Source organism: Escherichia sp. E4742 (assembly GCF_005843885.1).
Taxonomy (GTDB): Bacteria; Pseudomonadota; Gammaproteobacteria; order Enterobacterales; family Enterobacteriaceae; genus Escherichia.
The window spans coordinates 4,651,331-4,677,629 of record NZ_CP040443.1 but is presented as its reverse complement, the minus strand read 5'-3'; the positions used below and the strand labels follow the sequence as shown (position 1 = coordinate 4,677,629).

The following is a 26,299-nucleotide window of genomic DNA, read 5'->3' as shown; positions in this document are numbered from 1 at the left end:
TGAACAAGTGGCTTAATATTATTCATTTTCACGAAAGAGTAAATCTGCGTATCTTCACACCATAACTCACGAAGGAGACACCCGGATGACCATTACTCCGCTTACCCATGCTATTTCAATAAATCCAGCCAATGGCGAACAACTTTCTGCACTGCCGTGGGCTGGCGCTGACGATATTGAACACGCACTTCGGCTCGCGGCGGCAGGCTTTCGCGACTGGCGCGTAACAAACGTAAATTATCGCGCAGAAAAACTGCATGATCTCGGTGAGGCTTTACGCGCCCGTAGCGAAGAGATGGCGCAAATGATCACTCGAGAAATGGGGAAACCGATCAAACAGGCGCGTGCCGAAGTGGCGAAATCGGCAAACTTGTGCGACTGGTATGCAGAGCATGGCCCGGCAATGCTGAAGAGCGAACCTACGCAGGTAGAAAATCAGCAAGCGGTTATTGAATATCGTCCTATGGGGACGATCCTGGCGATTATGCCGTGGAACTTTCCGTTATGGCAGGTGATGCGAGGGGCTGTTCCCATTATCCTGGCAGGTAACGGTTATTTGCTTAAGCATGCGCCAAATGTGATGGGCTGTGCACAGTTAATTGCTCAGGTCTTTAACGATGCAGGTATCCCACAAGGCGTATATGGCTGGTTGAATGCCGACAATGACGGTGTAAGCCAGATGATTAAAGACCCGCGCATTGCTGCGGTTACAGTCACCGGAAGTGTCCGTGCGGGAGCAGCCATTGGCGCGCAGGCTGGGGCGGCACTGAAAAAATGTGTGCTTGAACTGGGCGGTTCCGACCCATTTATTGTGCTTAACGATGCCGATCTGGACCTGGCCGTGAAAGCCGCGGTTGCCGGACGTTATCAGAATACCGGGCAGGTTTGTGCAGCAGCAAAACGCTTTATCATCGAAGAGGGGATTGCCTCTGCATTTACCGAGCGTTTTGTGGCGGCGGTAGCGGCGTTGAAAATGGGCGATCCGAGTAATGAGGAAAACGACCTCGGACCGATGGCGCGTTTCGATTTGCGTGATGAGTTACATCATCAGGTTGAAAAATCACTGGCACAGGGCGCCCGTCTGTTACTCGGAGGGGAAAAGGTAGCAGGCGCAGGAAACTACTATCCGGCAACGGTTCTGGCAGACGTCACGCCAGAAATGACCGCGTTTCGTGAAGAATTGTTTGGACCCGTCGCGGCAATCACCATTGCGAAAGATGCTGAACATGCGCTTAAACTGGCTAATGACAGCGAGTTTGGACTTTCTGCAACCATTATTACCTCTGATGAAGCACTGGCGAAACAAATGGCAGCACGTCTGGAATGTGGAGGGGTGTTTATCAATGGTTTCAGCGCCAGTGATGCACGGGTAGCGTTTGGCGGTGTGAAGAAGAGCGGCTTTGGTCGTGAACTTTCCCATTTTGGGTTACATGAGTTCTGTAATATCCAGACGGTATGGAAAGACCGGATCTGACGTCACATATTTAGCTCTGTTATACTCGCAGGTCTTTTCAGACCTGCGAGCAAGGAGCAGAGAGTGGCAGTCGCCATGGATAATGCAATTTTAGAAAACATCTTGCGGCAAGTACGTCCGCTAATTGGTCAGGGGAAAGTCGCGGATTATATTCCGGCACTGGCAACGGTAGAGGGTTCCCGACTGGGCATTGCTATCTGTACCGTTGACGGGCAGCTTTTTCAGGCCGGAGACGCGCAAGAGCGTTTTTCAATTCAGTCTATTTCCAAAGTGCTCAGTCTCGTTGTTGCAATGCGTCATTACTCCGAAGAAGAGATTTGGCAACGAGTGGGCAAGGATCCGTCGGGATCGCCATTCAATTCTCTGGTGCAACTGGAAATGGAACAGGGTATTCCACGAAATCCTTTTATTAATGCCGGTGCGCTGGTGGTCTGCGACATGCTACAAGGGCGATTAAGCGCCCCACGGCAACGTATGCTGGAAGTGGTGCGTGGACTAAGCGGCGTGTCTGATATTGCCTACGATACGGTGGTAGCGCGTTCAGAGTTCGAGCATTCTGCGAGAAATGCGGCGATAGCCTGGCTGATGAAGTCGTTTGGCAATTTCCATCATGATGTGACAACAGTACTGCAAAACTACTTTCACTACTGTGCACTAAAAATGAGCTGCGTTGAGCTGGCCCGAACGTTTGTCTTTCTGGCAAATCAGGGGAAGGCTATTCATATCGATGAGCCAGTGGTGACGCCAATGCAGGCGCGACAAATTAACGCGCTGATGGCAACCAGTGGTATGTACCAGAACGCGGGCGAGTTTGCCTGGCGGGTGGGACTTCCGGCGAAATCTGGCGTTGGTGGCGGTATTGTGGCGATCGTCCCACATGAAATGGCCATTGCGGTCTGGAGTCCGGAACTGGATGACGCAGGTAACTCTCTTGCCGGTATTGCAGTACTTGAACAATTGACGAAACAATTAGGACGCTCGGTTTACTAATGCAGTCTCTTGATCCACTCTTCGCGCGTTTATCCCGTTCAAAATTTCGCTCCCGCTTTCGTTTAGGCGTGAAGGAGCGTCAGTATTGTCTGGAGAAGGGCGCGCCGGTTATCGAACAACATGCGGCGGATTTTGTCGCTAAACGTCTTGCCCCGGCCTTACCGGCGAACGATGGCAAGCAAACTCCCATGCGCGGGCATCCGGTGTTTATTGCCCAGCATGCTACAGCAACATGTTGTCGCGGCTGTCTGGCTAAGTGGCACAACATTCCGCAGGGTGTTTCGTTAAGTGAGGAACAACAACGTTATATTGTGACGGTTATCTACCACTGGCTGGTTATTCAGATGAATCAGCCATAAGAATGTCAGATTTCGACAAAGCCGTATCGGATTAATATCTTTATTTGTCACCGCTGCCAGTGAACATGCTATCCTTTATGAGAATTTACTTATTGCGTTAAAATAATTGCAGCCTGCAATTGTATGGACAGATAATTAATGCGTGTACACCCCATCTCAACTTTCCATTTGTTCCTGGAAGGCCATTTGCTACGTAATAGCATCGCGATTTTTGCGCTAACCACGCTGTTCTATTTTGTTGGCGCAGAGTTACGTCTGGTTCATGAACTTTCTCTCTTCTGGCCGCTGAATGGTGTGATGGCAGGGGTTTTTGCCCGTTATGTCTGGCTCAATCGACTGCATTACTATGCAATCAGTTACGTGGCGATGCTGGCTTATGATGCGATGACTACCGAATGGGGTTTAGTTTCACTGGTCATCAACTTGTCCAATATGATGTTTATTGTGACCGTGGCTCGGTTAGTGGTGAGGGATAAGCGACTGGGGAAAAATAAGTATGAGCCAGTAAGTGCCTTACGCTTGTTTAATTATTGCCTTATAGCCGCATTATTATGCGCAATTGTCGGAGCGGTTGGTTCAGTAAGTATTGATAGTCTGGATTTCTGGCCCTTACTTGCTGACTGGTTTAGCGAACAGTTTTCGACGGGCGTGTTAATTGTTCCGTGTATGTTGACGCTGGCGATCCCCAGAGTGTTGCCACGCTTTAAAGCAGAACAGATGATGCCGTTTATTGCGCTCATTGTATCGGTTATTGCCTCGGTAGTGATTGGCGGTGCGGGGAGTCTGGCGTTCCCATTGCCTGCATTGATCTGGTGTGCGGTACGCTATACCCCGCAGGTAACGTGTTTGCTGACTTTTTTGACGGGAGCGGTGGAAATCGTGCTGGTGGCAAATTCGGTGATAGATATCGCCGTCGGTTCGCCGTTCTCTATCCCACAAATGTTCTCCGCTCGTCTGGGGATTGCTACCATGGCAATTTGCCCAATCATGGTTTCCTTTAGCGTGGCGGCAATTAATTCGCTGGTTAAGCAAGTTTCTCTGCGTGCCGATTTTGATTTTCTCACCCAGGTTTACTCGCGCTCAGGTCTTTTTGAGGCGTTAAAAAATCCGTCACTACAACAGACACAACATCTGACGGTGATGCTGCTTGATATCGACTATTTCAAAAGCATAAACGACAACTATGGTCATGAATGCGGCGATAAAGTTTTAAGCGTGTTTGCCCGGCATATACAGAAGATAGTTGGTGATAAGGGGCTGGTGGCACGGATGGGCGGCGAAGAATTTGCGGTTGCAGTGCCTTCAGTGAATCCTGTGGATGGTCTGCTGATGGCGGAAAAAATCCGTAAAGGCGTAGAAATGCAACCGTTTATCTGGCAACAAAAAACGCTTTACTTGACGGTTAGCATTGGTGTCGGAAGTGGAAGTGCAACATTTCGTACGTTAATAGATGATTTCAACAAACTAATGGTAGAAGCCGATACTTGTCTTTATCGCTCGAAAAAAGACGGGCGAAATCGTACCAGCACTATGCATTATGGCGAGGAAGTTGTCTGACAAATTTGCGAGTTTTTGTGGGGGACATCTAATTTGTTCTACCAATTTGAACATTCCCCACTTTTACCGCGAATCATGATTACAAGCTTTAACTTTCCGGAACCTTGACCAGCAGCACATTTTTCGCCAAAAACCGTGAATTGTTCACCGCGAGTTGATCAAAACAGGGGTTCAGTGTATCAAAGTTTGCTAACCTGTCGTACCAATTCAAACAGGTTGTATGACTAATCAAAAGGGAACCCATTGTGAAAACACTAAATCGTCGCGATTTTCCCGGTGCACAGTATCCAGAACGTATCATTCAGTTTGGTGAAGGTAACTTCCTGCGTGCCTTTGTCGACTGGCAAATTGATCTCCTGAATGAGCACACCGATCTGAATTCTGGTGTGGTCGTAGTTCGTCCGATTGAAACTTCATTCCCGCCGTCACTGAGCACTCAGGATGGTCTGTATACCACCATCATTCGTGGTTTGAATGAGAAGGGCGAAGCGGTTAGCGATGCGCGTCTGATTCGTTCTGTTAATCGTGAAATCAGCGTCTACAGTGAATACGATGAATTCCTGAAACTGGCGCACAACCCGGAAATGCGCTTTGTTTTCTCTAACACCACCGAAGCAGGCATCAGCTACCATGCAGGCGACAAATTTGATGACGCGCCAGCGGTAAGCTATCCGGCAAAACTGACTCGCCTGTTGTTCGAACGTTTTAGCCATTTCAACGGTGCGCTGGATAAAGGTTGGATCATCATCCCGTGTGAACTGATCGACTATAACGGCGATGCGCTGCGTGAACTGGTGCTGCGCTACGCGCAGGAGTGGGCGCTACCAGAAGCATTTATTCAATGGCTGGATCAGGCTAACAGCTTCTGTTCAACGCTGGTGGACCGTATCGTTACCGGTTATCCGCGTGATGAAGTGGCGAAACTGGAAGAAGAACTGGGGTATCACGATGGTTTCCTCGATACCGCTGAACACTTTTACCTGTTTGTTATTCAGGGGCCGAAATCCTTAGCGACTGAGCTGCGTCTGGACAAATATCCGCTCAACGTATTGATTGTAGATGATATTAAGCCATACAAAGAGCGTAAGGTTGCAATCCTGAACGGTGCGCATACGGCGTTGGTGCCAGTTGCGTTCCAGGCAGGGCTGGATACCGTAGGTGAAGCGATGAACGATGCTGAAATTTGCGCATTCGTTGAAAAAGCCATCTACGAAGAAATTATTCCAGTACTGGATTTGCCTCGTGATGAACTGGAATCTTTCGCCAGTGCAGTCACCGGGCGTTTCCGTAACCCGTACATTAAGCATCAGCTGCTTTCCATCGCGCTCAACGGCATGACCAAGTTCCGTACCCGCATCCTGCCGCAGCTGCTGGCAGGGCAGAAGGTGAACGGTAAACTTCCGGCCCGACTGACCTTCGCGCTAGCGGCATTGATTGCATTCTATCGTGGAGAACGTAACGGGGAAGAGTATCCGGTACAGGATGATGCCCACTGGCTGGAACGTTATCAGCAACTCTGGAGCCAGCATCGTGACCGTATCATCGACACCCAGGAGCTGGTCGCTATTGTGCTGGCAGAAAAAGACCACTGGGAACAGGACCTAACGCAAGTGCCTGGCCTGGTCGAACTGGTTGCTAATGACCTGGATTCCATTCTGGAAAAAGGGATGCGCGAAGCTGTACGTCCGTTGTGCTAATAACACCGTTACTTCTGAACCCGGTTTCGACCGGGTTTTTCACCAACCTAATTTAGTTACAACATCCTATACGCCGTTTATCATAACCAAGTGCCATATGTCACACTGTTAATGTTGTAAGCTTGTAGGTAATTTGTAAGTATCGTCTTGAGAATGTGATCGTAATCACGTTTAATAGGGCGACTTGTCCACGCCTGAAGATAACCATGATTGTTCGTCCACAACAACACTGGCTGCGCCGTATTTTTGTCTGGCACGGTTCAGTATTATCCAAGATATCCTCGCGCTTACTACTCAATTTTCTCTTTTCTATCGCTGTTATTTTCATGCTGCCCTGGTACACGCATTTGGGCATCAAATTCACCCTCGCACCGTTCAGCATTCTTGGTGTCGCCATCGCCATTTTTCTTGGTTTTCGTAATAATGCCGGTTACGCCCGTTACGTTGAAGCACGAAAACTTTGGGGGCAGTTGATGATTGCTTCACGGTCATTATTGCGTGAGGTAAAAACGACATTGCCGGATTCGGCAAGTGTAAGGGAGTTTGCCCGACTGCAAATCGCCTTCGCCCACTGTTTACGTATGACATTACGCAAACAGCCTCAGGCGGAAGTGCTGGCTCATTATCTCAATGCCAAAGATCTTCAGCGAGTCCTGGCTTCAAACTCTCCAGCTAACCGTATTTTGTTGATAATGGGGGAATGGTTGGCGGTTCAGCGACGCAATGGACAGCTTTCGGACATTCTGTTTATTAGCTTCAACGATCGGCTTAATGATATTTCAGCGGTTCTGGCAGGCTGCGAGCGCATTGCCTACACGCCAATTCCCTTTGCCTACACCCTGATTTTGCATCGTACCGTTTATCTGTTTTGTATCATGCTGCCGTTTGCGCTGGTCGTGGACCTGCATTACATGACGCCTTTTATCTCTGTGCTGATTTCCTACACTTTTATTTCGCTGGATTGCCTGGCGGAAGAACTTGAAGATCCGTTCGGTACAGAAAACAACGATTTACCACTGGATGCCATCTGCAACGCTATTGAAATTGACCTGTTACAGATGAACGATGAAGCAGAAATTCCAGCGAAAATTCTTCCCGATCGCCATTACCAGCTGACGTGATAATTACTCCGTACGTCGTGCAACAATAAACAGACGCGGAAATGCCAGCAGTATCTGTCCGTTCTCTTGCAGTGGATACTGCTCTTCCAGCATCTGATGGTAGCGCGTTAGAAAATGCTGCTGTTCGCTCTCAGTCAGATCCTGCAACCACGGGCGTAATCCAGTGGCGGTCACCCAATCGATAATCGCCTGGTGCGACGGCATCTGGTGATAGTAAGTGGTTCGCCAGATATCAATCTCGCATCCGGCTTCGCTCAAAATATCGTAGTAAGCATGAACGCCAGCCAGCGGCTCACGCCCACGATCCGGATAGTTTTGTTCCCAGGCGACTTCGCGCATGAGCACATGGGTAGGCTCCAGCCAGTTATCTGGCATCTGTACTGCCAACACACCATGGAGATTAAGTAACGAAACCAGATGAGGAAACAATTCGTAGTGGTCGGGCAGCCATTGCAGCGAGGCATTAGCAAAAATCAGATCGAGTGCCTGTTTCGGTTGCCAGCTGCGGATGTCCGCTTCCACAAACTGGCAGTCCGGCAAAGCACTGCGCGCTTCAGCAATCATCGCCGGAGACGAGTCGATGCCAGTTATCTTCGCCGCAGGCCAACGTTGGTGTAGAAGGGCGGTGCTGTTACCTGGGCCACAGCCAAGATCGGCAACGTATTCGACATTCTCCAGCGGCACTCTGGCAACCAGCTCCACCGCCGGACGCGATCGTTCAGCGGCAAAGTGCAGATATAAAGAGGGGTTCCAGTCAGACATTTTTTTACTCCCGTCAGCGCGTTACCCCAATTGTAGATAAAACTGATGAATTCGCCTCACGGCATCAACCCATTGAACACGCGTTTTTTACGCGGCCCGGTCATTAGCGGTTCCAGTTTCGCGACACAGGTTTTGTAGTGGGACGTGGTTTTATGGAACGCCACTGCGTCTTCATCTTTATAGGCTTCGTAAATATAAAAGCGCGAATTCACTTCCGGGTCCTGTAAGACATCGAAGCGCAAATTACCTTCTTCCTGTACCGAGCCCAGGTGGTTCTGGCGAAAGACCTCGATAAACTCGTCAACCTTGTCTTCATGAACGTTAATTTCAACCAGTGTGACGTGCATGATTCTTCTCCTTAAATCCGCAGTTACTGTTTTTCACTCAGATAGAGTTCATATGCCCGATCAGCCGTTTCGTTATGGTGTACCACCGCCTGTACGGCTTTCATCATCGCCACCGGATGGTCTGACTGGAAAATATTACGCCCCATATCCACACCAGAAGCGCCCTGATCGATAGCCTGCCAGCACATTTCCAGCGCCTCGCGTTCCGGTAATTTTTTACCGCCAGCAATAACAATGGGTACCGGACATCCGGCAACAATCCGTTCAAAACCTTTATCGACATAATAGGTTTTGATAATTTGCGCCCCCATTTCAGCGGCGATTCGGGTCGCGAGCGAGAAATAACGCTGATCGCGCACCATATCTTTGCCCACGCCAGTGACTGCCATGGTAGGCATTCCCACTTTCATTCCAGCATCGACCAACTGAATAATATTTTTGATCGACTGATGTTCATATTCGCTGCCGATATAAACCTGCGCCGCCACAGCACAACTGTTCAGGCGCACGGCGTCATCCATCGATAACGCTACTGCTTCATTGCTTAATTCCGCCAGAATAGAGTTCGCACCTGACGCCCGCAGTACCACTGGCTTATTAGTCGCGGGCGGCACTACGCTGCGCAAAATACCGCGCGTACACATTAATACATCGGCATGTTCAAACAGCGGGGCGATATTTATATCGATGCGTTCAAGTCCGGTAGTCGGCCCCTGAAAATAACCATGGTCAAAGGCCAGCATCACGGTTTTACCCGTTTTCGGATTAAATATCCGCGATAAACGAGACTGCATTCCCCAGTCCAGTGCACCGCAACCTTTGAGGGTAAAAGGGATATTTTGTTGCGGTTGATCGGTGCGAAAATCTTTACCATCTTTAATATCGTCTAAATCTGCCATAACTTACTCCGGTTAAGTAATGCACATCAGAAATCGTATTTGCCGATATTTTCTTTATTGAAAACCACGCGCTCCGGTAACAGTACAATGCCATTACCGTCCGCTTCGTAGTCATAGCCCTGAACGCTGTTTGGCGAGACTTCCACCTGACCTACGCCCTGAATATCCAGCTTGTCGCCCGTTTTCATTGATCCTTTTTTCAATAATGCATCCGCGACATAAACTGAAATTTTGCCTTGCTGAACCACATCCCACAGGCCAAATTCTTTCACCGTGCCGCGCTCTACATACGGACGCATCACATTTGGCGTACTGAATCCGACAATCGCAACTTTGTCATTTTTCAGGTTTTCTGCGGCTTGTGCGGCAGCGGGCAGGGCGTTGGCGTCGGGGGCGATAATGACATCGAGATCGCTATAGGCTTTTAATATGCCTTCCGCGGTTTGTAACGATTTAGTGGCATCGTTATAGCCAAACTGCGTAGTGACAATTTCCCAGCCTGGATGCTCTTTGGCGATTTTCGCTTTCGCTTCTTTCACCCACTGGTTTTGGTCCGTAACGGTGGGGCTGGAGTAGAAAAACGCGACTTTGGCTTTGTCTTTATTCACCTGACGCGCCGCCATATCCACCAACATACCTCCCAACTGGGCGGGCGTTCCCTGGTTAATGTAGTAAGAACGGCACTCCGGTTTGGTGTCAGAATCCCAGGTAAGTACTTTCACCCCACGTTGCATGGCGCGTTTCAGTGCCGGACACAAGCCATCAGGCGAAACCGCAGAAACGATAATGGCGTTATATCCCTGATTGACGAAGTTATTAATCAACTGTACCTGACCAGAAACACTGGGTTCTGTCGGCCCGTCGTAGGTCACATCAACGCCCAGCTCTTTACCAGCTTGTTGTGCGCCGTTGCCACCGCTGGTAAAAAATCCCACGCCAACCAGTTTGGGAATAAATGCAATACGCTCTGCGGCCTGCACATTCATAGAGATTGCGGCAATGCCAAGGGCGCTAAGTAAGGCGATTTTCTTAAAGCGATGAAGTGTCATGAAGATATCCTTTATGGCAATGGGTTATTGGCCCGACGCGCCAGCCACTCTTTAATTTGCTGGCGATGCAGGCTAACGGAACGACCAACGACAACGACGATAAGCAGCGCACCGGAAAGGGCGCTGGACACCTGATTTGGCACTCCTGCCATTTGCAAACCTTGTTGCAAATATCCCACTAATAAAACCGCAATGGCAGTGCCGATAATGGAACCAGAACCGCCATAAATATTGGCACCGCCGAGCACCACTGCGGTGATGGCGGGCATCAGAAACGACGCACCGAGATCGGAACGTGCTGAACCAAAATACGATACCAGCAGCACCGCGGCGACAGCAGACGCCAGCCCCGTCATGGCATAGAGCGCACATAAGGTGCGGTTAACTGGAATCGCGCTATAAAGCGCCACGCGCGGGCTTTGTCCAATTAAAAACACGTTACGTCCGGCATTAGTTTTATGCAGCCAGAGCCAGAAAACGAGGAGACATATCAGGAAGATAATCAGCGGAACGGGGAGTCCAAGCACATCCAGGTTAGCGAAATCTGTAAACGCCATCGGGAATCCGCCAATACCTTCGTACCCCGTCGCTCCGGCCATCCCGGAAAGCAGCAGAGCACTTCCGGCAAACAGATACAGCGTGCCAAGCGTAATCACCAGCGGGTTAACTTTGGTATAGATAATTAATCCGGCGTTAATCACTCCACACAATGCGCCGAGCAGAAAGGTCAGAAGAATCGCCAGCGGCATCGGCACACCACTTTGAAACAGTACGCCTAATGCAATGGCGCACAAGCCGATGGTCGAACCAAACGAAATATCGATCCCGCCACTGACAATCACCATCGTCAGCGGTAGGGCGACAATGCCAATGCAGATAAAGTCACTGGTGCTGAACAGCAGCATATTGAGATCTAACATCCGCGGGTTAATTGCACCAAATGCGACAATCTCAATAACCAGCAGTGCGGCAAGGGCCAGTTCCCAACCGTAGCGAATACGCATTACGCGGCCTCCCGTTTTTTATCTGACGACGCGGGTTTAACGGATAGCGGTGGCGTCATAAAGCGGGCATATTTTTGCCGCCGCAGATTACGTTCCAGCGCGCAACGCAGGCGTCCATCAAACACCAGCACCGCCAGCAGAACCAGGCCCGCGATAAAATCATTCCACCATGCCGGAATGCGCAACAGCACCAGTACGCTATCGATCTGCGTCAGGAACCAGGCACCGAGTACCGCACCGATGATCGCACCGGAACCGCCGAGCAAACTAATGCCGCCCAGCACGCAGGCTGCAATCGCTTTCATCTCCAGCCCGGTACCGGTCTGGTTGGGGATAAAACCAATCTGCGAAGCAAACACAATCCCCGCCAGTGCCGCCATGCAGCCGTTCAACGAAAATGCCACAATCCGAATGGCTTCCGTACGAACGCCCAATTGACGAGCGCCCTGCAAATTATCGCCCGTGGCATAAAAACTGCGTCCAAACGCCGTCTTCGCCAGCAGCCAGGCCATAAATGCCACCAGAATTATCGTCAACCAACCAATCGCGGATACGCCAAACAGTAGCGGGGCGGAGAGTTGTTTCAGTTCGGCGGGTAACCCTTCAATCCATTTTCCGCCAGTCCACAGCAGCATGATGCCTCTGTACAATCCTAATGTTCCGAGCGTAGCGACAATGGCAGGGATCTTTAGCCACGCGACCAGTAAACCGTTGAAAAATCCCGCGAGCAAGCCGAGCAGTAACGTCGCGACACAAGCAACAGGCAGTGAATACCCAGCGTTCAGTAATATCCCCAACAGCACCGCGCACATACCCGTAATTGAGCCTACCGAAACATCAATATTGCGCGTCAGCATCACCAGCGTCGCGCCCATTGCCAGCAGGATCAGGATTTGTGCGCTGCTATAAACCATGGTCAGCGTTTGCAGACTTAAATACTGACGGTCGAGAAAACCGGGTAATACAAACAGCAGCACCACCGCCAGCAGTGCCGTGATTTCACGGTTGTTCTGAATAAACTTCAGCATGACGCCTCCTGACGCTGACTATCGCCGAAGGCAACGCGCATAATGGTTTCGACATTAATATCGCGCCCGGTCAGTGCCGAGTGGGTAATTTCACCCTGATGCATCACATACACGCGGTCAGCCATCAGTTCGATCTCTTCCAGATCGGAGGAGATAAGCAGCACGGCCACATTTTGTGCGGCGATGCTGCGCAACAGCTGGTAGATATCATTACGCGCCGCGACATCCACGCCGCGCGTCGGCTCATCAACAATCAATACTTGCGGCGAAGCTTCCAGACATTTGGCAATCAGGATTTTTTGCTGGTTGCCACCGGATAAAGTTCGTGCAGCTTGTTCCGGTTGGTTAAATTTAATATTCAGCGCGCGACGATATCGTTCCAGTGTGGCGTTATCTTTCGCGGTTTTTGCCCAGAATCCGCGTTGATTATGGGTGAGGGCGCAGACGTTCCACGCCAGCGAAGCATCGAGATTCAATCCTGAGGACTGGCGATCTTCTGGTAGATAAACCAGACCGCGATGCAAACGTTCTCCGGTAGATAATTTATTGATCTCTTTACCATTCAACATGATGCGCCCGCCACGCAAAGGCCGCAGACCATATAACGTTTCTGCCAGTTCAGTGCGCCCGGCCCCCACTAGCCCAGCCAGGCCAAGAATTTCTCCGGCATTCAGCGTCAAGCTGACATTCATAAAACCTTCGCCAGTCAGATTTTCCAGCGCCAGTACCGATGTTCCAGCTGCATGTTGTGGGCGATTACCGGGCAACTCCAGCCATAACTTTTGACTGGCTGAGAGAGATTTTTCCCGCGTTGCTGGCGTAATGGCCTGAATGATGTCGTCGGTAGACAGCTCGCTGGTTTTGCCACTTAACGCGATAGTTCCGTCGCGCATCACGCTAATCCGATCGGCAATCTGGCGAATTTCCGGCAGCTTATGTGAGATAAAAACAATACCCACGCCAGTGGCGAGTAGTTCCCGCAAACGGCCAAACAAGCGTTCGGTTTCCGCAGGGGTAAGCGACGCTGTAGGTTCATCGAGAATAAGAATTTGCGAATCGCGCATCAGACCGCGCAGGATTTCCACCATTTGGCGGTCGGCAACATCCAGTGAGCCCGCCAGACTATGGAGATCAAACTGGCAGCCCAGCGCCGCCAGCAAGTTGTTCATCTTTTGCATGGAGATCTGTTTTTTTGCCAGACCAAACAAGATGTTTTCTTTTATCGACAGGCTTGGGAAAAGCAGCGGTTCCTGGGGAACGAGATAAATACCCAGCTGATGAGCATGAACTGGCGTTAATCTGGTGTAGTTGTTGCCCCCAATCTCCAGCGTGCCGCTATCAGCGGGGGTAATACCGGCGATGATTTTCATTAGCGTCGATTTACCCGCACCGTTACCGCCGAGCAGGGCGTGGACTTCCCCCTGATGCAACGTAAAATCGATGCCTTTCAGAACATTAACCCCTGAATACTGTTTATAAACCGAGCGGGCGCAAAGTAGCGGTAACGCGCGGGTATCACTCGTTTGCATATTTCCCCCATTCAGTTTTGCAGGTGAGTTTTGAACAAATGTAATTCTGCTTTTAATTTGTTCATAACCTTAGGTGGACATTGCACATATTTCCGACGAATAGATCACAATTTATGCTATTTTGATTTTTACGGTTGCGTTTGTTCATGTCGAATAGTCAAACTGTGGTTGCTATCACAGATATAAATGCGCAAGAACTGAACAATTGCATTAAAGATTTAAATATGTTCAAAGTGAAGAATGAATTATGACAATCAACGATTCGGCAATTTCAGAACAGGGAATGTGCGAAGAAGAACAGGTCGCGCGGATCGCGTGGTTTTACTATCACGACGGGCTGACCCAGAGCGAGATTAGCGATCGCCTCAGGCTAACGCGTTTGAAAGTGTCGCGGTTACTGGAGAAAGGGCATCAGTCCGGCATTATTCGCGTGCAGATTAATTCTCGCTTTGAAGGCTGTCTGGAATATGAGACGCAATTACGTCGCCAGTTTTCATTACAGCATGTGCGGGTGATCCCTGGACTCGCAGATGCAGATGTCGGCGGGCGCTTAGGAATCGGCGCAGCGCATATGTTGATGGGATTGCTCCAGCCACAGCAAATGCTGGCGATTGGCTTTGGCGAGGCAACGATGAACACGCTGCAACGCTTAAGTGGTTTTATTTCGTCACAGCAAATCCGCCTGGTCACGCTCTCCGGTGGCGTCGGCTCTTATATGACAGGCATCGGGCAACTTAACGCAGCGTGCAGCGTCAACATCATTCCGGCGCCATTACGGGCATCTTCGGCTGAAATTGCCCGTACGCTGAAAAATGAAAACTGCGTCAAAGATGTCCTGTTAGCCGCACAAGCTGCGGATGTGGCCATTGTCGGCATTGGCGCCGTGAATCAAAAAGAGGATGCGACGATTATTCGCTCCGGTTATATCAGCCAGGGCGAACAGTTAATGATTGGTCGAAAAGGGGCCATTGGGGATATTTTAGGTTACTTTTTTGACGCTAAAGGTGACATTGTCACGGATATCAAAATACATAACGAACTGATTGGCTTGCCTTTAACAGCGCTGACAACCATTCCAATTAGAGTAGGTGTCGCAGGGGGCGAAAATAAAGCCGAAGCGATCGCCGCTGCGATGAAAGGCGGCTACATCAACGCGCTGGTTACCGACCAGGATACTGCCGCTGCGATTTTACGTGGTTAATTTAGCATCACCTTATTACCGGGAACGATGGAGAACGTATAGAGGAACAGACAGAACGCTTAAGCCGAGGATAATCTAATGGCTCGACTCTTTACCCCTTCAGAATCAAAGCATTACCTGATGGCGCTGGACGCTGGCACCGGAAGTATTCGGGCTGTGATTTTCGACCTGGAAGGCAATCAAATCGCGGTAGGACAGGCGGAGTGGCGGCATCTGGCAGTACCTGACGTTCCCGGTTCAATGGAATTTGATCTGAATAAGAACTGGCAACTGGCGTGCGAATGTATGCGCCAGGCGTTACATAATTCTGGTATCGCGCCGGAATATATTGCTGCCGTTTCGGCATGTTCGATGCGCGAAGGCATTGTTTTATATAACAATGAAGGAACACCGATCTGGGCCTGCGCCAATGTAGATGCCAGAGCGGCGCGGGAAGTCAGCGAACTTAAAGAACTGCATAACAATACCTTTGAAAACGAAGTGTATCGCGCGACCGGACAAACGTTGGCTTTAAGCGCCATTCCCAGATTACTTTGGCTGGCGCACCATCGTTCTGATATCTACCGACAAGCGTCGACCATCACCATGATCAGCGACTGGCTGGCCTATATGTTAAGTGGGGAACTGGCGGTCGATCCGTCTAACGCAGGCACCACGGGACTTCTCGATCTAACCACCCGTGACTGGAAACCTGCATTGCTGGATATGGCCGGACTGCGGGCTGATATTCTTTCTCCTGTCAAAGAAACCGGCACATTGCTGGGCGTGGTAAGTTCACAAGCTGCGGAACTTTGCGGCCTGAAGGCTGGCACTCCGGTGGTCGTGGGAGGAGGGGACGTGCAACTCGGTTGTCTGGGGTTAGGCGTTGTGCGTCCGGCACAAACCGCTGTTCTTGGCGGCACATTCTGGCAGCAGGTAGTGAACTTAGCTACACCATTGACCGATCCAGAAATGAACGTGCGCGTTAATCCCCATGTTATTCCTGGCATGGTACAAGCTGAATCTATTAGCTTTTTTACCGGACTCACCATGCGCTGGTTCCGCGATGCCTTTTGTGCTGAAGAAAAACTGATTGCCGAACGTTTAGGTATCGACACCTATACGCTGCTGGAAGAGATGGCCAGTCGGGTGCCGCCTGGGTCGTGGGGCGTGATGCCGATATTCTCCGACAGAATGCGCTTTAAAACCTGGTATCACGCTGCGCCTTCCTTTATTAACTTGTCCATTGACCCGGATAAATGTAACAAAGCGACATTGTTCCGTGCACTGGAAGAAAATGCGGCGATTGTATCAGCGTGTAATTTACAGCAAATTGCTGATTTTTCGAATATTCATCCTACATCGTTGGTCTTTGCAGGCGGAGGTTCAAAAGGGAAATTATGGAGTCAAATTCTCGCTGATGTCGCGGGATTACCCGTTAATATTCCGGTGGTCAAAGAAGCCACCGCATTAGGATGTGCCATTGCAGCTGGCGTCGGTGCCGGGATTTATTCATCAATGGCAGAAACTGGAGAACGTCTTGTACGCTGGGAACGAACGCATACACCAGACCCGGAAAAGCATGAACTTTATCAAGATTCACGCGATAAGTGGCAGGCTGTATATCAGGATCAACTGGGGCTGGTTGATCACGGACTGACGACATCGTTATGGAAAGCGCCTGGGTTATAGTTTTATTGACAGCCACATCCTGATAACCGTGGCTGTTAATTTTTGAGTATCGGTATTCCTATTTCTTTTCTTTATTAGGTGATAAAGGCTATAGCGATACTCAGGGCATGCCGGGAGTGAAATATATCTGCTAAACCGTATCAAGCCGCATGCCGAAGATGGTATGCGGCTTAGTATTGCCGACTTTAGTTAGCAACTTCAATCGGCGCATCAGCGCCGTTTTTTAAATTATCCCTTTTATCCGCGATCGCGGATATCGCAGCATTTATCCCGTATAGCGGATAAAATGCGTTTACAGATTGACTTTATCCTCACTAAGGGATAAAACTAAAAATATCCCCTTAAGCGGATAAACTTCTTGTGGACGTATGACATGATAAGCTTTCCGATGATCTATAGCCCAACGCAATTAGCGAATGCAATGAAACTGGTTCGTCAGCAAAATGGCTGGACACAGAGCGAGCTGGCGAAAAAAATCGGCATCAAGCAGGCGACGATTTCGAATTTCGAGAATAATCCCGATAACACCACGCTGACGACATTTTTTAAGATATTACAGTCACTTGAACTCTCAATGACGCTATGCGACACGAAAAACGCTGCGCCAGAATCAACAGAACAGCAAGATCTGGAGTGGTAATGCCTAAACTTGTCACTTGGATGAACAACCAGCGGGTAGGCGAGTTAACGAAGTTGGCCAATGGCGCGCACACTTTTAGGTATGCGCCGGAGTGGTTAGCCAACCGTTATGCCAGGCCTTTGTCGCTATCGCTGCCATTGCAGAGGGGGAATATCACCTCTGATGCCGTGTTTAACTTCTTCGATAACCTGTTACCCGATAGCCCGGTTGTACGCGACCGGATCGTTAAACGTTATCATGCTAAATCCAGACAACCGTTTGATTTATTGTCAGAAATAGGGCGAGACAGCGTTGGCGCCGTGACATTATTACCAGAAGATGAAACCGTAACGCACCCGATAATGGCATGGGAAAAGCTTACTGACGCCAGACTTGAAGAAGTATTAACGGCTTATAAAGCAGATATTCCGCTAGGCATGATAAGAGAAGAAAATGACTTTGGCATCTCGGTTGCTGGCGCGCAGGAGAAGACCGCGCTGCTCAGAATGGGCAATGACTGGTGCATTCCGAAAGGAATAACGCCGACGACGCATATCATTAAATTACCGATTGGTGAAATCAGGCAGCCCAACGCGACGCTCGATCTCAGTCAAAGCGTGGATAATGAATATTACTGTCTGCTGCTGGCGAAAGAACTCGGGTTGAATGTTCCGGACGCAGAAATCATAAAAGCGGGTAGAGTGCGCGCGTTAGCGGTCGAACGCTTTGACAGGCGCTGGAATACTGAACGAACGATTTTACTTCGCTTGCCACAGGAGGATATGTGTCAGACATTCGGTTTACCTTCATCGGTGAAATATGAATCTGACGGAGGCCCAGGCATCGCGCGGATCATGGCGTTTTTAATGGGTTCCAGCGAGGCGCTTCGCGATCGTTATGATTTTATGAAATTCCAGGTATTCCAGTGGTTGATTGGCGCGACGGACGGCCATGCGAAAAATTTTTCGGTTTTTATCCAGGCCGGTGGCAGTTATCGACTCACGCCATTTTACGACATCATTTCAGCATTCCCGGTATTGGGTGGCGCGGGAATACACATCAGCGATCTCAAACTGGCAATGGGGCTTAACGCATCCAAAGGCAGAAAAACGACAATCGATAAAATTTATCCGCGACATTTTTTGGCGACAGCAAAGGCGCTGAAATTCCCGGAAGTGCAGATGCATGAAATCCTGAGTGACTTTGCCAGCATGATTCCCGCAGCACTGGATAACGTGAAGACTTCATTACCGGCAGATTTTCCGGAGAATGTGGTGACGGCAATTGAAACCAATGTGTTGAGGTTGCACGGTCGGTTAAGCCGAGAATACGGAATTAAGTGAGATGTGGGGTTGGTCGTGGCTAATGAGCAGGACAATCATGACCGCTAAAGACTGGATTTTCCCTTTGTTTATCTTTGTCTCGGCTGTTTTTAAAGGTCCGCTTTGCAGCTAAATTAAGATGTCCGCATGTGGGTTATGTTTCAGCTTTTACCAAAGATTTCTTCGCTTCTTGTCTGGAGTTGCTGCAGGGCTTCCAGCATGTCGTCCTGATTCAGGCTTCGTTGTGATTTCTTTCCGGGCTGTTTCTTTCTGCGTGAGGTCTGGCCGTCCAGTGATGGCAGAGCCTGCGAACGGGTGTTGTCACGTTTGTCCTGAACCAGTTTTATCATCTCCAGTGCTCGTCCCAGTCGCTTGTTGTCGACTATGGCGCCCTGGTCCAGTTCTCCCAGACGGTCATAGGTTATGAAGGGCAGGGAAGTACCATTAGCCCGGAGTTCGATAGTGCCATCCGGATACTGCCAGACATCAATGTATTTGCCCTGAAAACGCCGGTTTTCCTCATTATCTTCAAGGAGATAAAGCCTCTTATCATACTGTAGTGTCAGGTTTTTTGAGACCTTACGTTGTTCACGCCAGGTGAATATTGCCTCCAGATTCTCATTATTCTCAAGCGGACGGTGAACGTCGAAATCATGACGAGGCGGCTTTGCAAACCGACGGTTGTAGTCAGCCATGAACTCTTCGACAAAGGCGTTTGCAGCCTCAGGTGTACTGATACCACGGAGCCGCAACTCCTTGACCAGGCGATCCTGTAACGTGAGGTGCGCCCGTTCAACGCGGCCCTTGGCTGAACTGGTGTTGGCACAGATACCGGTGATGTTCAGCTCGTTCATGGCTCGACCGAACTGAGTCTGACCATCGCCACCGGTGGCCTGTTTGTTGTTGATCCTGAAAACGCTGGCTTTGTCGCTGTAAAACGCCAGAGGCTTACCGTAGCGCTCGAGATAGCCCCGGGTGGCTTCAAAATAGGTGAAAGTAGACTCGGAACTAACAAACAGAAGTTGCATCAGCCGACTCGTTGCATCATCAACGTAAACGAGAAGTGTGCAGGCAGGGCCTCGCTCCTCGAACCAGCGATGCTCGCAGCCATCAATCTGGATCAGCTCTCCGGTACAGGCACGTCGCGGACGTGGCTGATGTACACGCGGTGGCCGTAACTTGCGGGGGATCCATAAACCAGCCTGTATCATCAGCTTGCGTACTGTTTCTTTGGCCAGATACAGACCATGGAGTTCGGCGAGCTTCTCACAGACTAACGTCGGACCAAAATCAGCGTAGCGTTCACGGATAATAAGCAGTGCACGCTCAGCGAGGCCCGGCATCAGTTGCCGATTACCTGGCTGCCCACGGCGACGATTTACCAGCGAAAGTGGTCCGTGTTCGCGGTAACGTTCAAGCAGACGGCGGCAGTGTCTGTCAGAAATCTCCAGCCGGCTGGCTGCGAGACGTGTAGTGAGGCGTCGGTCGATAACGTCCTGGAGGATCCTGAGTCGGTTTACATCGTTCATTGAGAAAAACTCCGTTCCGTATGCCGTCATGAGTCCCATCCTTTGAAAGCAGTGATCGCTGTGGTGAGACTGTAGCGCGGACATGTCTATTTAGTCAGAGACGGACATCTCAATTTAGCTACTACACTCTTGGTGCGCATAACATAGATTATGTTAAATTTAGTCCGCCGTTCATTTAGTTCATAACCAGCCCCAGACTACGATCAATCATACACTTACCTATCCCTCTATCTTCTTCTTGCATGACGTTATGTTTGTCGGTTACTTTGTTCATACCCACACCATTTACGATGGTTAAATGCCGCGTGTTCATACTCACACAACTCAATATCAACCAACGGCAGCGTTTATGGGCACTGATGGATACTCACACGCGCCAGCCGCTTTTATATCCGTAATATATCTTATAGACCATCTTGCTTTGCGTTCATCAGCCACGCAATCCTCTTCACTTCAAGCGCTCAAGTTTTTCTATGAATTCTGGCACCAGAAACATGGCGTGACTTTTTGCTTCAGTTTCTATTCCTCGAACCACAATCCATTGATTGCCATTGATGAACTTACAGCCTTTTTTCATTATCTGGAAAATACGCATTTATATGTACCAGCGTTAACCATAAGGTCTACGACGCAGACCACGCCTCAACGTCGTACAAATATCAGGCATGTACATTCGGTTATTCGTTTTATCAGATATTTGATTAACACGTATATCTCGCCGAGATATATAGATGGCTCACCTAAAGAGCTCACACGACTTGCCACGCAGTTAACGGGACGGTTATCGATACATAAAGCAGAATTCCGTACTCTTACCCATTCTCGTCAGATGAACAATGGCACGACCCATAAGCGCTTTCGAAGTCTGACTGCTGAGATGGTCATGGCTTTTTACCAAATCATTACACCCGGTTCAATTTCAAAGAAAAACCCACTTAATCCCTTCCCCGCTGGTGAAATCCAGCTACGTAATTTTCTGATTTGCAGATTGCTTTTAAATTACGGATTGCGTGTCAGTGAATTACTGCTTTTGGAGTGTCATTCGATCAAACCAAATCTCCGAGGGGATCAGTTCAGCCTGATTGTGACCACAGTAGATGACGACGTTTCGGATCAGCGAAAAAGATTGCCTTCATTAAAAAATGTCTATGCAAACCGGGTGCTGGCATTAGATAAACTGGACTTTCATTTTCTAAATATATATATCAATAAAATTCGCCCTCAAGCCTCCCATAGTTTTCTGTTCACTTCCACCCAAAAACCACACCCGCCACTGTCATACCATGCAGTTTATGATATCTTTACCCGGATTGATGACATTATGAGTGTGCGGTATCCTGAATATAAAACAGATGAATATTATGATGCCATTGAAAGCATCTCGCCTCATATAACCCGGCATACCTGGGCTTATTTGACACTTCAACGCATTTATCGTGAAAAACTTCAAAAAACTAAGGCCGACTCACTCCAGGCTGTCATGGATTTTTCTATCGTTGGATTGATGGATGAAGCCAAGGATGAATTACGACTGCTTGGCGGCTGGAGTCACAATAGCCATATGCCTGATGTTTATGCCAAAAGATTTCTATCACAGCAGGCTAATACGGCCAATCTTCACCGAATCGCTATGGATAACGAGGCCCTGAGAGCAACCTTTTCTCATGTATGTGACGAATGGAGTGCATATGAGTCGAATCAATAAACAGTTAAATGAGTCGAATAGTACCATTTATACACCTGCATTTGTTGAAAGTATTTCAAAAGTTGATATACCTGCTGGCATTTATCTCAAGTCGGCAGATTATTTCGATGATAAATATATTAATTCAACAAGTGACAGTTGGGTATTCGATTATTCAGGCAGCCGCTGCTATGCCCACTTCCGACGGGATAAAATCAGCAACCAATTAACCAAATATATTTGCTTCCGTTATGCATCTGCCAAGTGTCCAGCCCAGATTCCTGGTGTACTCCATGCCTGGTCTTTGGCAACTGATCATTGCATAACCCAATCTGCTTTCACTTTTACGGTGTTGAAAGATTACCTTGAAACTCAGGAAATTGATCCTCGATATTTCTACTACATCATTTTCGGCCTAAAAATCCTCTGTGCCGAAGCATTCCCCGGTTTCACCCTCGACGATTACGAAGACCTCGAATTTATCCCTCGCCCGCATTCCCACGACTGGGACATCTATCAGGAAATCGACCATGTTCTGGATCCGCTCGAAAAAAGCATGATCAGTAAAGGCTTGTTTGAAATGGCTACGTCGATTCGCTATGGCGAAAACTACAGTTTGAACACCATTCGAGATGCAGCAATTCTGGGACTGACTTATGTCACCGGAGCCCGCCCGGCACAACTGGCCAAGCTGGCAACAAAAGATTTGCGCATTGATACCCGAAACCCCGAAACCGGGTTAATACGCTATAGCTTACTTCTGCCCTACGCCAAACAGCGGCGCGTAACGACTGAACGTCTGTTTTTGGCGATTCCAGCGGAAATCGGCGCGTTGATTAGGCACTATATCGAGCGAGCGCAACTAAAACCTGATGGCAAGTTATTTGAATTTAGTCACTCTGCATCATTTTATGTGTCCAAGGCGATTAGCAAGGCCATCCTCAGATTCAGTCCTCCAGATTATCAGGCTGCCGTAGCGCGTGGCGAAGCGGCTTTGCCAACCATTACGCCGACCGACTTGCGCCACAACGTGGGCCATTCACTGGCTATGCAAGGGGGCAGCGCCGAAGAAATTGCGCATATTCTGGGACATACCTCACTTACTGTTGCCAAGTATTACATCCTGGCGACGCCTGCGCTGGCACTGATTCGAGCCAAAGCATTGGGTACCAATCCGGTATGGCAAAACATGGTAGCTATGATGTTGACAGGTGAACTGACCTCTTCAACGGAATGGCAAGGCCAGCGCGTGGTCGGCATAGTCGGTGATCAGTTGCATGATGGGATTGGTGGTTGCTCCAGAGATGATGGCGAATGTCCGTTCTGTGAAGTACGCTGCTGCTACGGTTGCCTGTATTACCGCCCCTTTACTGATGGTGACCACCAGGCGGTGCTGGAGAGTGTAGTTAAAGAAGTCGATGAATTGATTTCCATTTCAGACAGTGTTGGCAACGCCCGCAATCCACTTATTTCCATCCATGAAACCACACAATTTGAAATTCAATCCGTGATTGCCCGTTGCCGTTTTCATCAAGAAAAAGGCGGTGTGCGATGAAAAAACATTTTGCGCAGTTTCACGCCTTTATCACCGAGCAGCAAAGCTGGTTTGAACAGCATCTGGCGGCAGACTTCGATCAGTCATGGGATGACCCTGTTTGGGTCTGCGGCAGCAATGGTAGTGGCTGGTTACGTGGTAATGGCAAAAATAAATTACGCTTTGATGAAATCAGCCGTACCAAAGGTATTGAGGGGCGTCATGCCGTGGAAGAAGACTATGCCCGGTTTATGAAAGCCCTGCTGGTACTGGTGTATCGGAGGAGAAATCGAAGTATATCCCCAGCGGTGGCAGTGGCAACACTGATGATTTTGAAGCGCTGGTACCACTCACTATTTGAGTTGACCGGGCAAACCCACCCAGTGTATCTAACCACAGGGGTAATTCAACGGTCGATGGATAACCTCAGCACAGCTTCATCTCTAGGGGATCCCAATACCGCCAATTACAAAGGACGTTGTGTCAGTCTGCAAAAACTGGTTAATCACCAGTCATTCACACTGGTGACATTGCAATATGTGTCCGATGGGCAATATACCAATCAAACCAACCTCACCCGCAAAGCCCGGGAAACCATGGCGCTGAAACAGCAGTACACGCTGGCTGATACCACTACCGATGGTGAAGATGCGTTGATTACCATTCGTGGTTTTCTGAACATAGTTGCATTAATCCAGCGGGTGGAAAGTGATGCTGAGAAAATTGCGTTAAATTGCCTGTTGTTATTGGTTATCACCGGCTTTCGCTCCATTGAAACGTTTAATCTCAGACAGGATGCGCTGTTTAAACGCCAGATTGATGATCCGGCAATCCGCAAGCGGTTTCAGGACAAGGGATTACCCGATTATTTCCTTGGTATCCGTTATGTTGGTGTCAAAGGTGCAGGGGAGCGAACGCATTGGGTAGAACCGCTGGCAGCACCTCTGGTCGAGAGTATATTCAGTTCCGTTAAAATATTGACCGCACCAATACGCAGTCATCTGACCTATCTACGGGCGAAATCTTTTACTGATTACCTGCCACAGGCCATCAGCGCCCTGCCCGGTGAACGAGTCGAACTGGATGATGTGGTGACGTACATCACACAAACCACCTCAAGCTTTCGTGGCCGGGCAGGACAACGAGACAAAACATCCAAAGCCCTCAGCAAACGAGGTGTGCTGCCCGTTCAAGAAATGCCAGGGCCAAAAAACAGCAAATCTATCTATTATTCCAAGACTGACCTTAATCAGTACATCAAGACCGAATTTGGCCTGACGAATGCCAACGAACCCTGTACGCACGCCTGGATGGAAAATGGCAAACGCTACGAAGTTAACTACGAAGACCTGTTATTTCTACATGAGAAGGGTTCGCTGGCATTAAAGCGCACACTGGCTTTGCTGGCTATACCGATACCCTTCACTAACACACTTATGAATAAATTTTTAGGCAATGTTGAGCCTGATGGATCAGTATTCAGCAAATATCAATTACTGGAAGAGAATGGTACCCCCACCCGGATGCGTACCCACATTCCCCGGCACAACATCAATACCTTTCTTGCCATTGCGGATATCGCTGACCACTTACAGGCAATGCTGATGGGGAGAGTGGACATCACGCAGAATCAGCACTATCAGCATCTGGCGCTTGCAGAACGGCGAAAAGCAGCCTCGTTGGTGCCCTTGCAGCCGATATCGACAGCACTAACTGCCGCGCCCTCTTCGTCCTCCGTTGCTACGCCACTGGAAATCGTCAAACGGACCGGCCAACTGGCGGTCACGGAACACATGACTTTGGACAATACCATCAAAGCCAACCTGCATACTTTTGACGATCGGGATGATGTAGCTAGGTTTGTCGAGGCGTCATTTGCTGACGGCCTCTTTGAAGATGTTGCTGCCGCCTTTGAAGAAATCCGCGACGCAGAAGGACCAGAGCAAGCCTCTGCCATGGTGGCAAGACATGCCGTGATGTATCCGCTGAAATTTGGCTCCTGTATGCGGGAAGTTAACCTCTGGGGATGTCCTTATCGACTGAAATGCCAGAGTGCTGCCTTTTGTGAACATTTCACGCTGACAGGCCGGATAGATGAGCTACCCAATCTGATTGCCAAAAAACAGGCGTTACAGCAAGCACATTCGAAGTTGACCCAACTTACACAACATCAGCCTGACTACCAGACCAGACTGGCCGACATCGAACGACGGTTACAGCAACTCGAGGCAATACAAGCACAATGGCAGCGTCGTGCCAAGACTCAACAACTGGTTGCTGCGGAGAGTGTGTTGTCTGGTGGAGTAATCACCGAGGGCAAAGTCCGTACACTGGCCCAGCTTTTTGCACTTGAATACCAACAATTGATGCAGGAGAACGACTGATGCGCGGCAAGGAACTGGACACACTGATCGAGCACGAATTACAACTGATGCTGGTTGAAGGCTTTGACAAGTCCCCTATTTCCGCCAAGGCCCTGCATATTCGGCTCAAGGCAAAAGGTATCGTTAACGGTGGTTTAAGTACGCTGAGCAGCCTTGAGCGAAAACGCCTAATTGCTGCCTATGTTGATCAGCAACTTGGCCCATTGAATCTACGCCCAAAAGAAAAACAGCAATACGTCAACCGCAAAACCCGTCAGGCCTTGCTGGCCAGAAACCAGCAGTTGCAGGCGGAAGTCAGTGAGCTGCGAGACCAACTGGCGCAGAATACCCTGTCGTTGATAGAAATTGTCAAAGCGGTAAAAATCAATACGGTTATTCCGGTGGAAAGTCTGTTGGCCAAACATGTAATTCGGGAGTTACACAAGTCGTCATAATGCTGGTTGTAATTTTTCGGCAAAGGGCATGGACGATTTCTTTCCGTCATTCTGTATATTGCTTACCTTCCCAAATTTCTCCAACCGTTAGTTGGAGAAATAAGA

The 26,299-nt window shown here is 49.3% G+C and carries 21 protein-coding genes and 1 pseudogene; 14 read left to right on the top strand and 8 right to left on the bottom strand.

What is annotated here, in order from left to right; translation table 11 throughout:
* Positions 1 to 85 precede the first annotated feature (85 nt).
* The 6 genes from sad to FEM44_RS22705 all read left to right on the top strand — a co-directional run bounded on the left by sad (position 86) and on the right by FEM44_RS22705 (position 7,198).
* The gene (gene sad, locus FEM44_RS22730) at positions 86 to 1,474 is read left to right on the top strand and encodes a succinate-semialdehyde dehydrogenase (protein WP_135522406.1); all 1,389 of its coding nucleotides are present in this window, start codon (positions 86 to 88) and stop codon (positions 1,472 to 1,474) included.
* A gap of 63 nt (positions 1,475 to 1,537) precedes the next feature.
* Positions 1,538 to 2,464 (top strand): glutaminase B, encoded by a 927-nt coding sequence (gene glsB, locus FEM44_RS22725; protein ID WP_064529958.1) that lies wholly within the window; start codon positions 1,538 to 1,540, stop codon positions 2,462 to 2,464.
* A complete protein-coding gene (locus tag FEM44_RS22720; protein WP_001191034.1) occupies positions 2,464 to 2,823 on the top strand; it encodes a DUF4186 domain-containing protein in 360 nt (119 codons plus the stop codon). The genes glsB and FEM44_RS22720 overlap by 1 nt, the downstream gene beginning before the upstream one ends.
* A 138-nt stretch (positions 2,824 to 2,961) precedes the next feature.
* Complete coding sequence (locus tag FEM44_RS22715) at positions 2,962 to 4,380, top strand: sensor domain-containing diguanylate cyclase (protein ID WP_135522407.1); 1,419 nt, start codon at positions 2,962 to 2,964, stop codon at positions 4,378 to 4,380.
* Positions 4,381 to 4,625: 245 nt separating this feature from the next.
* The gene (uxaB, locus tag FEM44_RS22710) at positions 4,626 to 6,077 is read left to right on the top strand and encodes a tagaturonate reductase (RefSeq protein WP_135522408.1); all 1,452 of its coding nucleotides are present in this window, start codon (positions 4,626 to 4,628) and stop codon (positions 6,075 to 6,077) included.
* A 206-nt stretch (positions 6,078 to 6,283) separates the two neighbouring features.
* Positions 6,284 to 7,198: a bestrophin family protein gene (locus FEM44_RS22705; protein WP_135522409.1), complete on the top strand. Its 915-nt coding sequence runs from the start codon at positions 6,284 to 6,286 to the stop codon at positions 7,196 to 7,198.
* A 3-nt stretch (positions 7,199 to 7,201) separates the two neighbouring features.
* Here the strand turns inward: FEM44_RS22705 and tam are convergent, their stop codons facing one another.
* Genes tam through lsrA form a run of 7 tightly spaced genes read right to left on the bottom strand, consistent with a single transcriptional unit; the run spans position 7,202 to position 13,816 of the window.
* Entirely contained in the window at positions 7,202 to 7,960 is a 759-nt protein-coding gene (tam, locus tag FEM44_RS22700; RefSeq protein WP_135522410.1) for a trans-aconitate 2-methyltransferase, read from the bottom strand.
* A 56-nt stretch (positions 7,961 to 8,016) separates the two neighbouring features.
* On the bottom strand, positions 8,017 to 8,307 hold the full coding sequence (gene lsrG, locus FEM44_RS22695) for a (4S)-4-hydroxy-5-phosphonooxypentane-2,3-dione isomerase (RefSeq protein ID WP_135522411.1): 291 nt from the start codon (positions 8,305 to 8,307) through the stop codon (positions 8,017 to 8,019).
* A gap of 23 nt (positions 8,308 to 8,330) precedes the next feature.
* Positions 8,331 to 9,206, bottom strand: a complete 876-nt coding sequence (lsrF, locus tag FEM44_RS22690; RefSeq protein WP_000774178.1) for a 3-hydroxy-5-phosphonooxypentane-2,4-dione thiolase — start codon at positions 9,204 to 9,206, stop codon at positions 8,331 to 8,333.
* 26 nt (positions 9,207 to 9,232) lie between these two features.
* On the bottom strand, positions 9,233 to 10,255 hold the full coding sequence (gene lsrB / locus FEM44_RS22685) for an autoinducer 2 ABC transporter substrate-binding protein LsrB (protein ID WP_135522412.1): 1,023 nt from the start codon (positions 10,253 to 10,255) through the stop codon (positions 9,233 to 9,235).
* Positions 10,256 to 10,266: 11 nt separating this feature from the next.
* Complete coding sequence (lsrD, locus tag FEM44_RS22680) at positions 10,267 to 11,259, bottom strand: autoinducer 2 ABC transporter permease LsrD (protein ID WP_135522413.1); 993 nt, start codon at positions 11,257 to 11,259, stop codon at positions 10,267 to 10,269.
* The gene (lsrC, locus tag FEM44_RS22675; protein ID WP_135522414.1) at positions 11,259 to 12,287 is read right to left on the bottom strand and encodes an autoinducer 2 ABC transporter permease LsrC; all 1,029 of its coding nucleotides are present in this window, start codon (positions 12,285 to 12,287) and stop codon (positions 11,259 to 11,261) included. The genes lsrD and lsrC overlap by 1 nt, the downstream gene beginning before the upstream one ends.
* Positions 12,281 to 13,816: an autoinducer 2 ABC transporter ATP-binding protein LsrA gene (gene lsrA, locus FEM44_RS22670; protein WP_135522415.1), complete on the bottom strand. Its 1,536-nt coding sequence runs from the start codon at positions 13,814 to 13,816 to the stop codon at positions 12,281 to 12,283. Before lsrA ends, lsrC begins: the two co-directional genes overlap by 7 nt.
* A 247-nt stretch (positions 13,817 to 14,063) precedes the next feature.
* Between lsrA and lsrR the strand changes: the two genes are divergently transcribed.
* The 4 genes from lsrR (at position 14,064) to hipA (ending at position 18,650) form a co-directional block, all read left to right on the top strand.
* Positions 14,064 to 15,017: a transcriptional regulator LsrR gene (gene lsrR / locus FEM44_RS22665; protein WP_135522416.1), complete on the top strand. Its 954-nt coding sequence runs from the start codon at positions 14,064 to 14,066 to the stop codon at positions 15,015 to 15,017.
* A 78-nt stretch (positions 15,018 to 15,095) separates the two neighbouring features.
* Entirely contained in the window at positions 15,096 to 16,688 is a 1,593-nt protein-coding gene (gene lsrK / locus FEM44_RS22660) for an autoinducer-2 kinase (RefSeq protein ID WP_135522417.1), read from the top strand.
* 373 nt (positions 16,689 to 17,061) lie between these two features.
* Complete coding sequence (gene hipB, locus FEM44_RS22655) at positions 17,062 to 17,328, top strand: type II toxin-antitoxin system antitoxin HipB (protein ID WP_130219125.1); 267 nt, start codon at positions 17,062 to 17,064, stop codon at positions 17,326 to 17,328.
* Positions 17,328 to 18,650 (top strand): type II toxin-antitoxin system serine/threonine protein kinase toxin HipA, encoded by a 1,323-nt coding sequence (gene hipA, locus FEM44_RS22650; protein WP_138159200.1) that lies wholly within the window; start codon positions 17,328 to 17,330, stop codon positions 18,648 to 18,650. The genes hipB and hipA overlap by 1 nt, the downstream gene beginning before the upstream one ends.
* Positions 18,651 to 18,790: 140 nt before the next feature.
* On the opposite strand, the gene FEM44_RS22645 is transcribed toward hipA, so the two are convergent.
* On the bottom strand, positions 18,791 to 20,197 hold the full coding sequence (locus FEM44_RS22645) for an ISNCY family transposase (protein WP_441316608.1): 1,407 nt from the start codon (positions 20,195 to 20,197) through the stop codon (positions 18,791 to 18,793).
* Between the two features lie 266 nt (positions 20,198 to 20,463).
* On the opposite strand from FEM44_RS22645, the pseudogene FEM44_RS25675 reads away from it, so the two are divergent.
* The 4 genes and pseudogenes from FEM44_RS25675 to FEM44_RS22620 all read left to right on the top strand — a co-directional run bounded on the left by FEM44_RS25675 (position 20,464) and on the right by FEM44_RS22620 (position 26,194).
* A pseudogene (locus tag FEM44_RS25675) lies at positions 20,464 to 21,863 on the top strand (site-specific integrase).
* Positions 21,847 to 23,397 carry a site-specific integrase gene (locus tag FEM44_RS22630; protein ID WP_135522419.1) on the top strand — a complete coding sequence of 517 codons (1,551 nt, stop codon included), beginning with the start codon at positions 21,847 to 21,849 and terminating at the stop codon, positions 23,395 to 23,397. The pseudogene FEM44_RS25675 and the gene FEM44_RS22630 overlap by 17 nt, the downstream one beginning before the upstream one ends.
* Positions 23,394 to 25,760, top strand: coding sequence for a hypothetical protein (locus FEM44_RS22625; protein ID WP_135522420.1), 2,367 nt, complete (start codon positions 23,394 to 23,396; stop codon positions 25,758 to 25,760). The genes FEM44_RS22630 and FEM44_RS22625 overlap by 4 nt, the downstream gene beginning before the upstream one ends.
* On the top strand, positions 25,760 to 26,194 hold the full coding sequence (locus FEM44_RS22620; RefSeq protein WP_001214165.1) for a hypothetical protein: 435 nt from the start codon (positions 25,760 to 25,762) through the stop codon (positions 26,192 to 26,194). The genes FEM44_RS22625 and FEM44_RS22620 overlap by 1 nt, the downstream gene beginning before the upstream one ends.
* Positions 26,195 to 26,299 lie beyond the last annotated feature (105 nt).

What these genes read in the sequence shown, in the direction of transcription:
- sad (WP_135522406.1), top strand. Translation starts at nt 86, where the DNA reads ATGACCATTACTCCGCTTACCCATGCTATTTCAATAAATCCAGCCAAT.
- FEM44_RS22720 (WP_001191034.1), top strand. Translation starts at nt 2,464, where the DNA reads ATGCAGTCTCTTGATCCACTCTTCGCGCGTTTATCCCGTTCAAAATTT.
- FEM44_RS22715 (WP_135522407.1), top strand. Translation starts at nt 2,962, where the DNA reads ATGCGTGTACACCCCATCTCAACTTTCCATTTGTTCCTGGAAGGCCAT.
- FEM44_RS22705 (WP_135522409.1), top strand. Translation starts at nt 6,284, where the DNA reads ATGATTGTTCGTCCACAACAACACTGGCTGCGCCGTATTTTTGTCTGG.
- tam (WP_135522410.1), bottom strand. Translation starts at nt 7,960, where the DNA reads ATGTCTGACTGGAACCCCTCTTTATATCTGCACTTTGCCGCTGAACGA.
- lsrG (WP_135522411.1), bottom strand. Translation starts at nt 8,307, where the DNA reads ATGCACGTCACACTGGTTGAAATTAACGTTCATGAAGACAAGGTTGAC.
- lsrF (WP_000774178.1), bottom strand. Translation starts at nt 9,206, where the DNA reads ATGGCAGATTTAGACGATATTAAAGATGGTAAAGATTTTCGCACCGAT.
- lsrB (WP_135522412.1), bottom strand. Translation starts at nt 10,255, where the DNA reads ATGACACTTCATCGCTTTAAGAAAATCGCCTTACTTAGCGCCCTTGGC.
- lsrD (WP_135522413.1), bottom strand. Translation starts at nt 11,259, where the DNA reads ATGCGTATTCGCTACGGTTGGGAACTGGCCCTTGCCGCACTGCTGGTT.
- lsrC (WP_135522414.1), bottom strand. Translation starts at nt 12,287, where the DNA reads ATGCTGAAGTTTATTCAGAACAACCGTGAAATCACGGCACTGCTGGCG.
- lsrA (WP_135522415.1), bottom strand. Translation starts at nt 13,816, where the DNA reads ATGCAAACGAGTGATACCCGCGCGTTACCGCTACTTTGCGCCCGCTCG.
- lsrR (WP_135522416.1), top strand. Translation starts at nt 14,064, where the DNA reads ATGACAATCAACGATTCGGCAATTTCAGAACAGGGAATGTGCGAAGAA.
- lsrK (WP_135522417.1), top strand. Translation starts at nt 15,096, where the DNA reads ATGGCTCGACTCTTTACCCCTTCAGAATCAAAGCATTACCTGATGGCG.
- hipB (WP_130219125.1), top strand. Translation starts at nt 17,062, where the DNA reads ATGATAAGCTTTCCGATGATCTATAGCCCAACGCAATTAGCGAATGCA.
- hipA (WP_138159200.1), top strand. Translation starts at nt 17,328, where the DNA reads ATGCCTAAACTTGTCACTTGGATGAACAACCAGCGGGTAGGCGAGTTA.
- FEM44_RS22645 (WP_441316608.1), bottom strand. Translation starts at nt 20,197, where the DNA reads ATGGGACTCATGACGGCATACGGAACGGAGTTTTTCTCAATGAACGAT.
- FEM44_RS22630 (WP_135522419.1), top strand. Translation starts at nt 21,847, where the DNA reads ATGAGTCGAATCAATAAACAGTTAAATGAGTCGAATAGTACCATTTAT.
- FEM44_RS22625 (WP_135522420.1), top strand. Translation starts at nt 23,394, where the DNA reads ATGAAAAAACATTTTGCGCAGTTTCACGCCTTTATCACCGAGCAGCAA.
- FEM44_RS22620 (WP_001214165.1), top strand. Translation starts at nt 25,760, where the DNA reads ATGCGCGGCAAGGAACTGGACACACTGATCGAGCACGAATTACAACTG.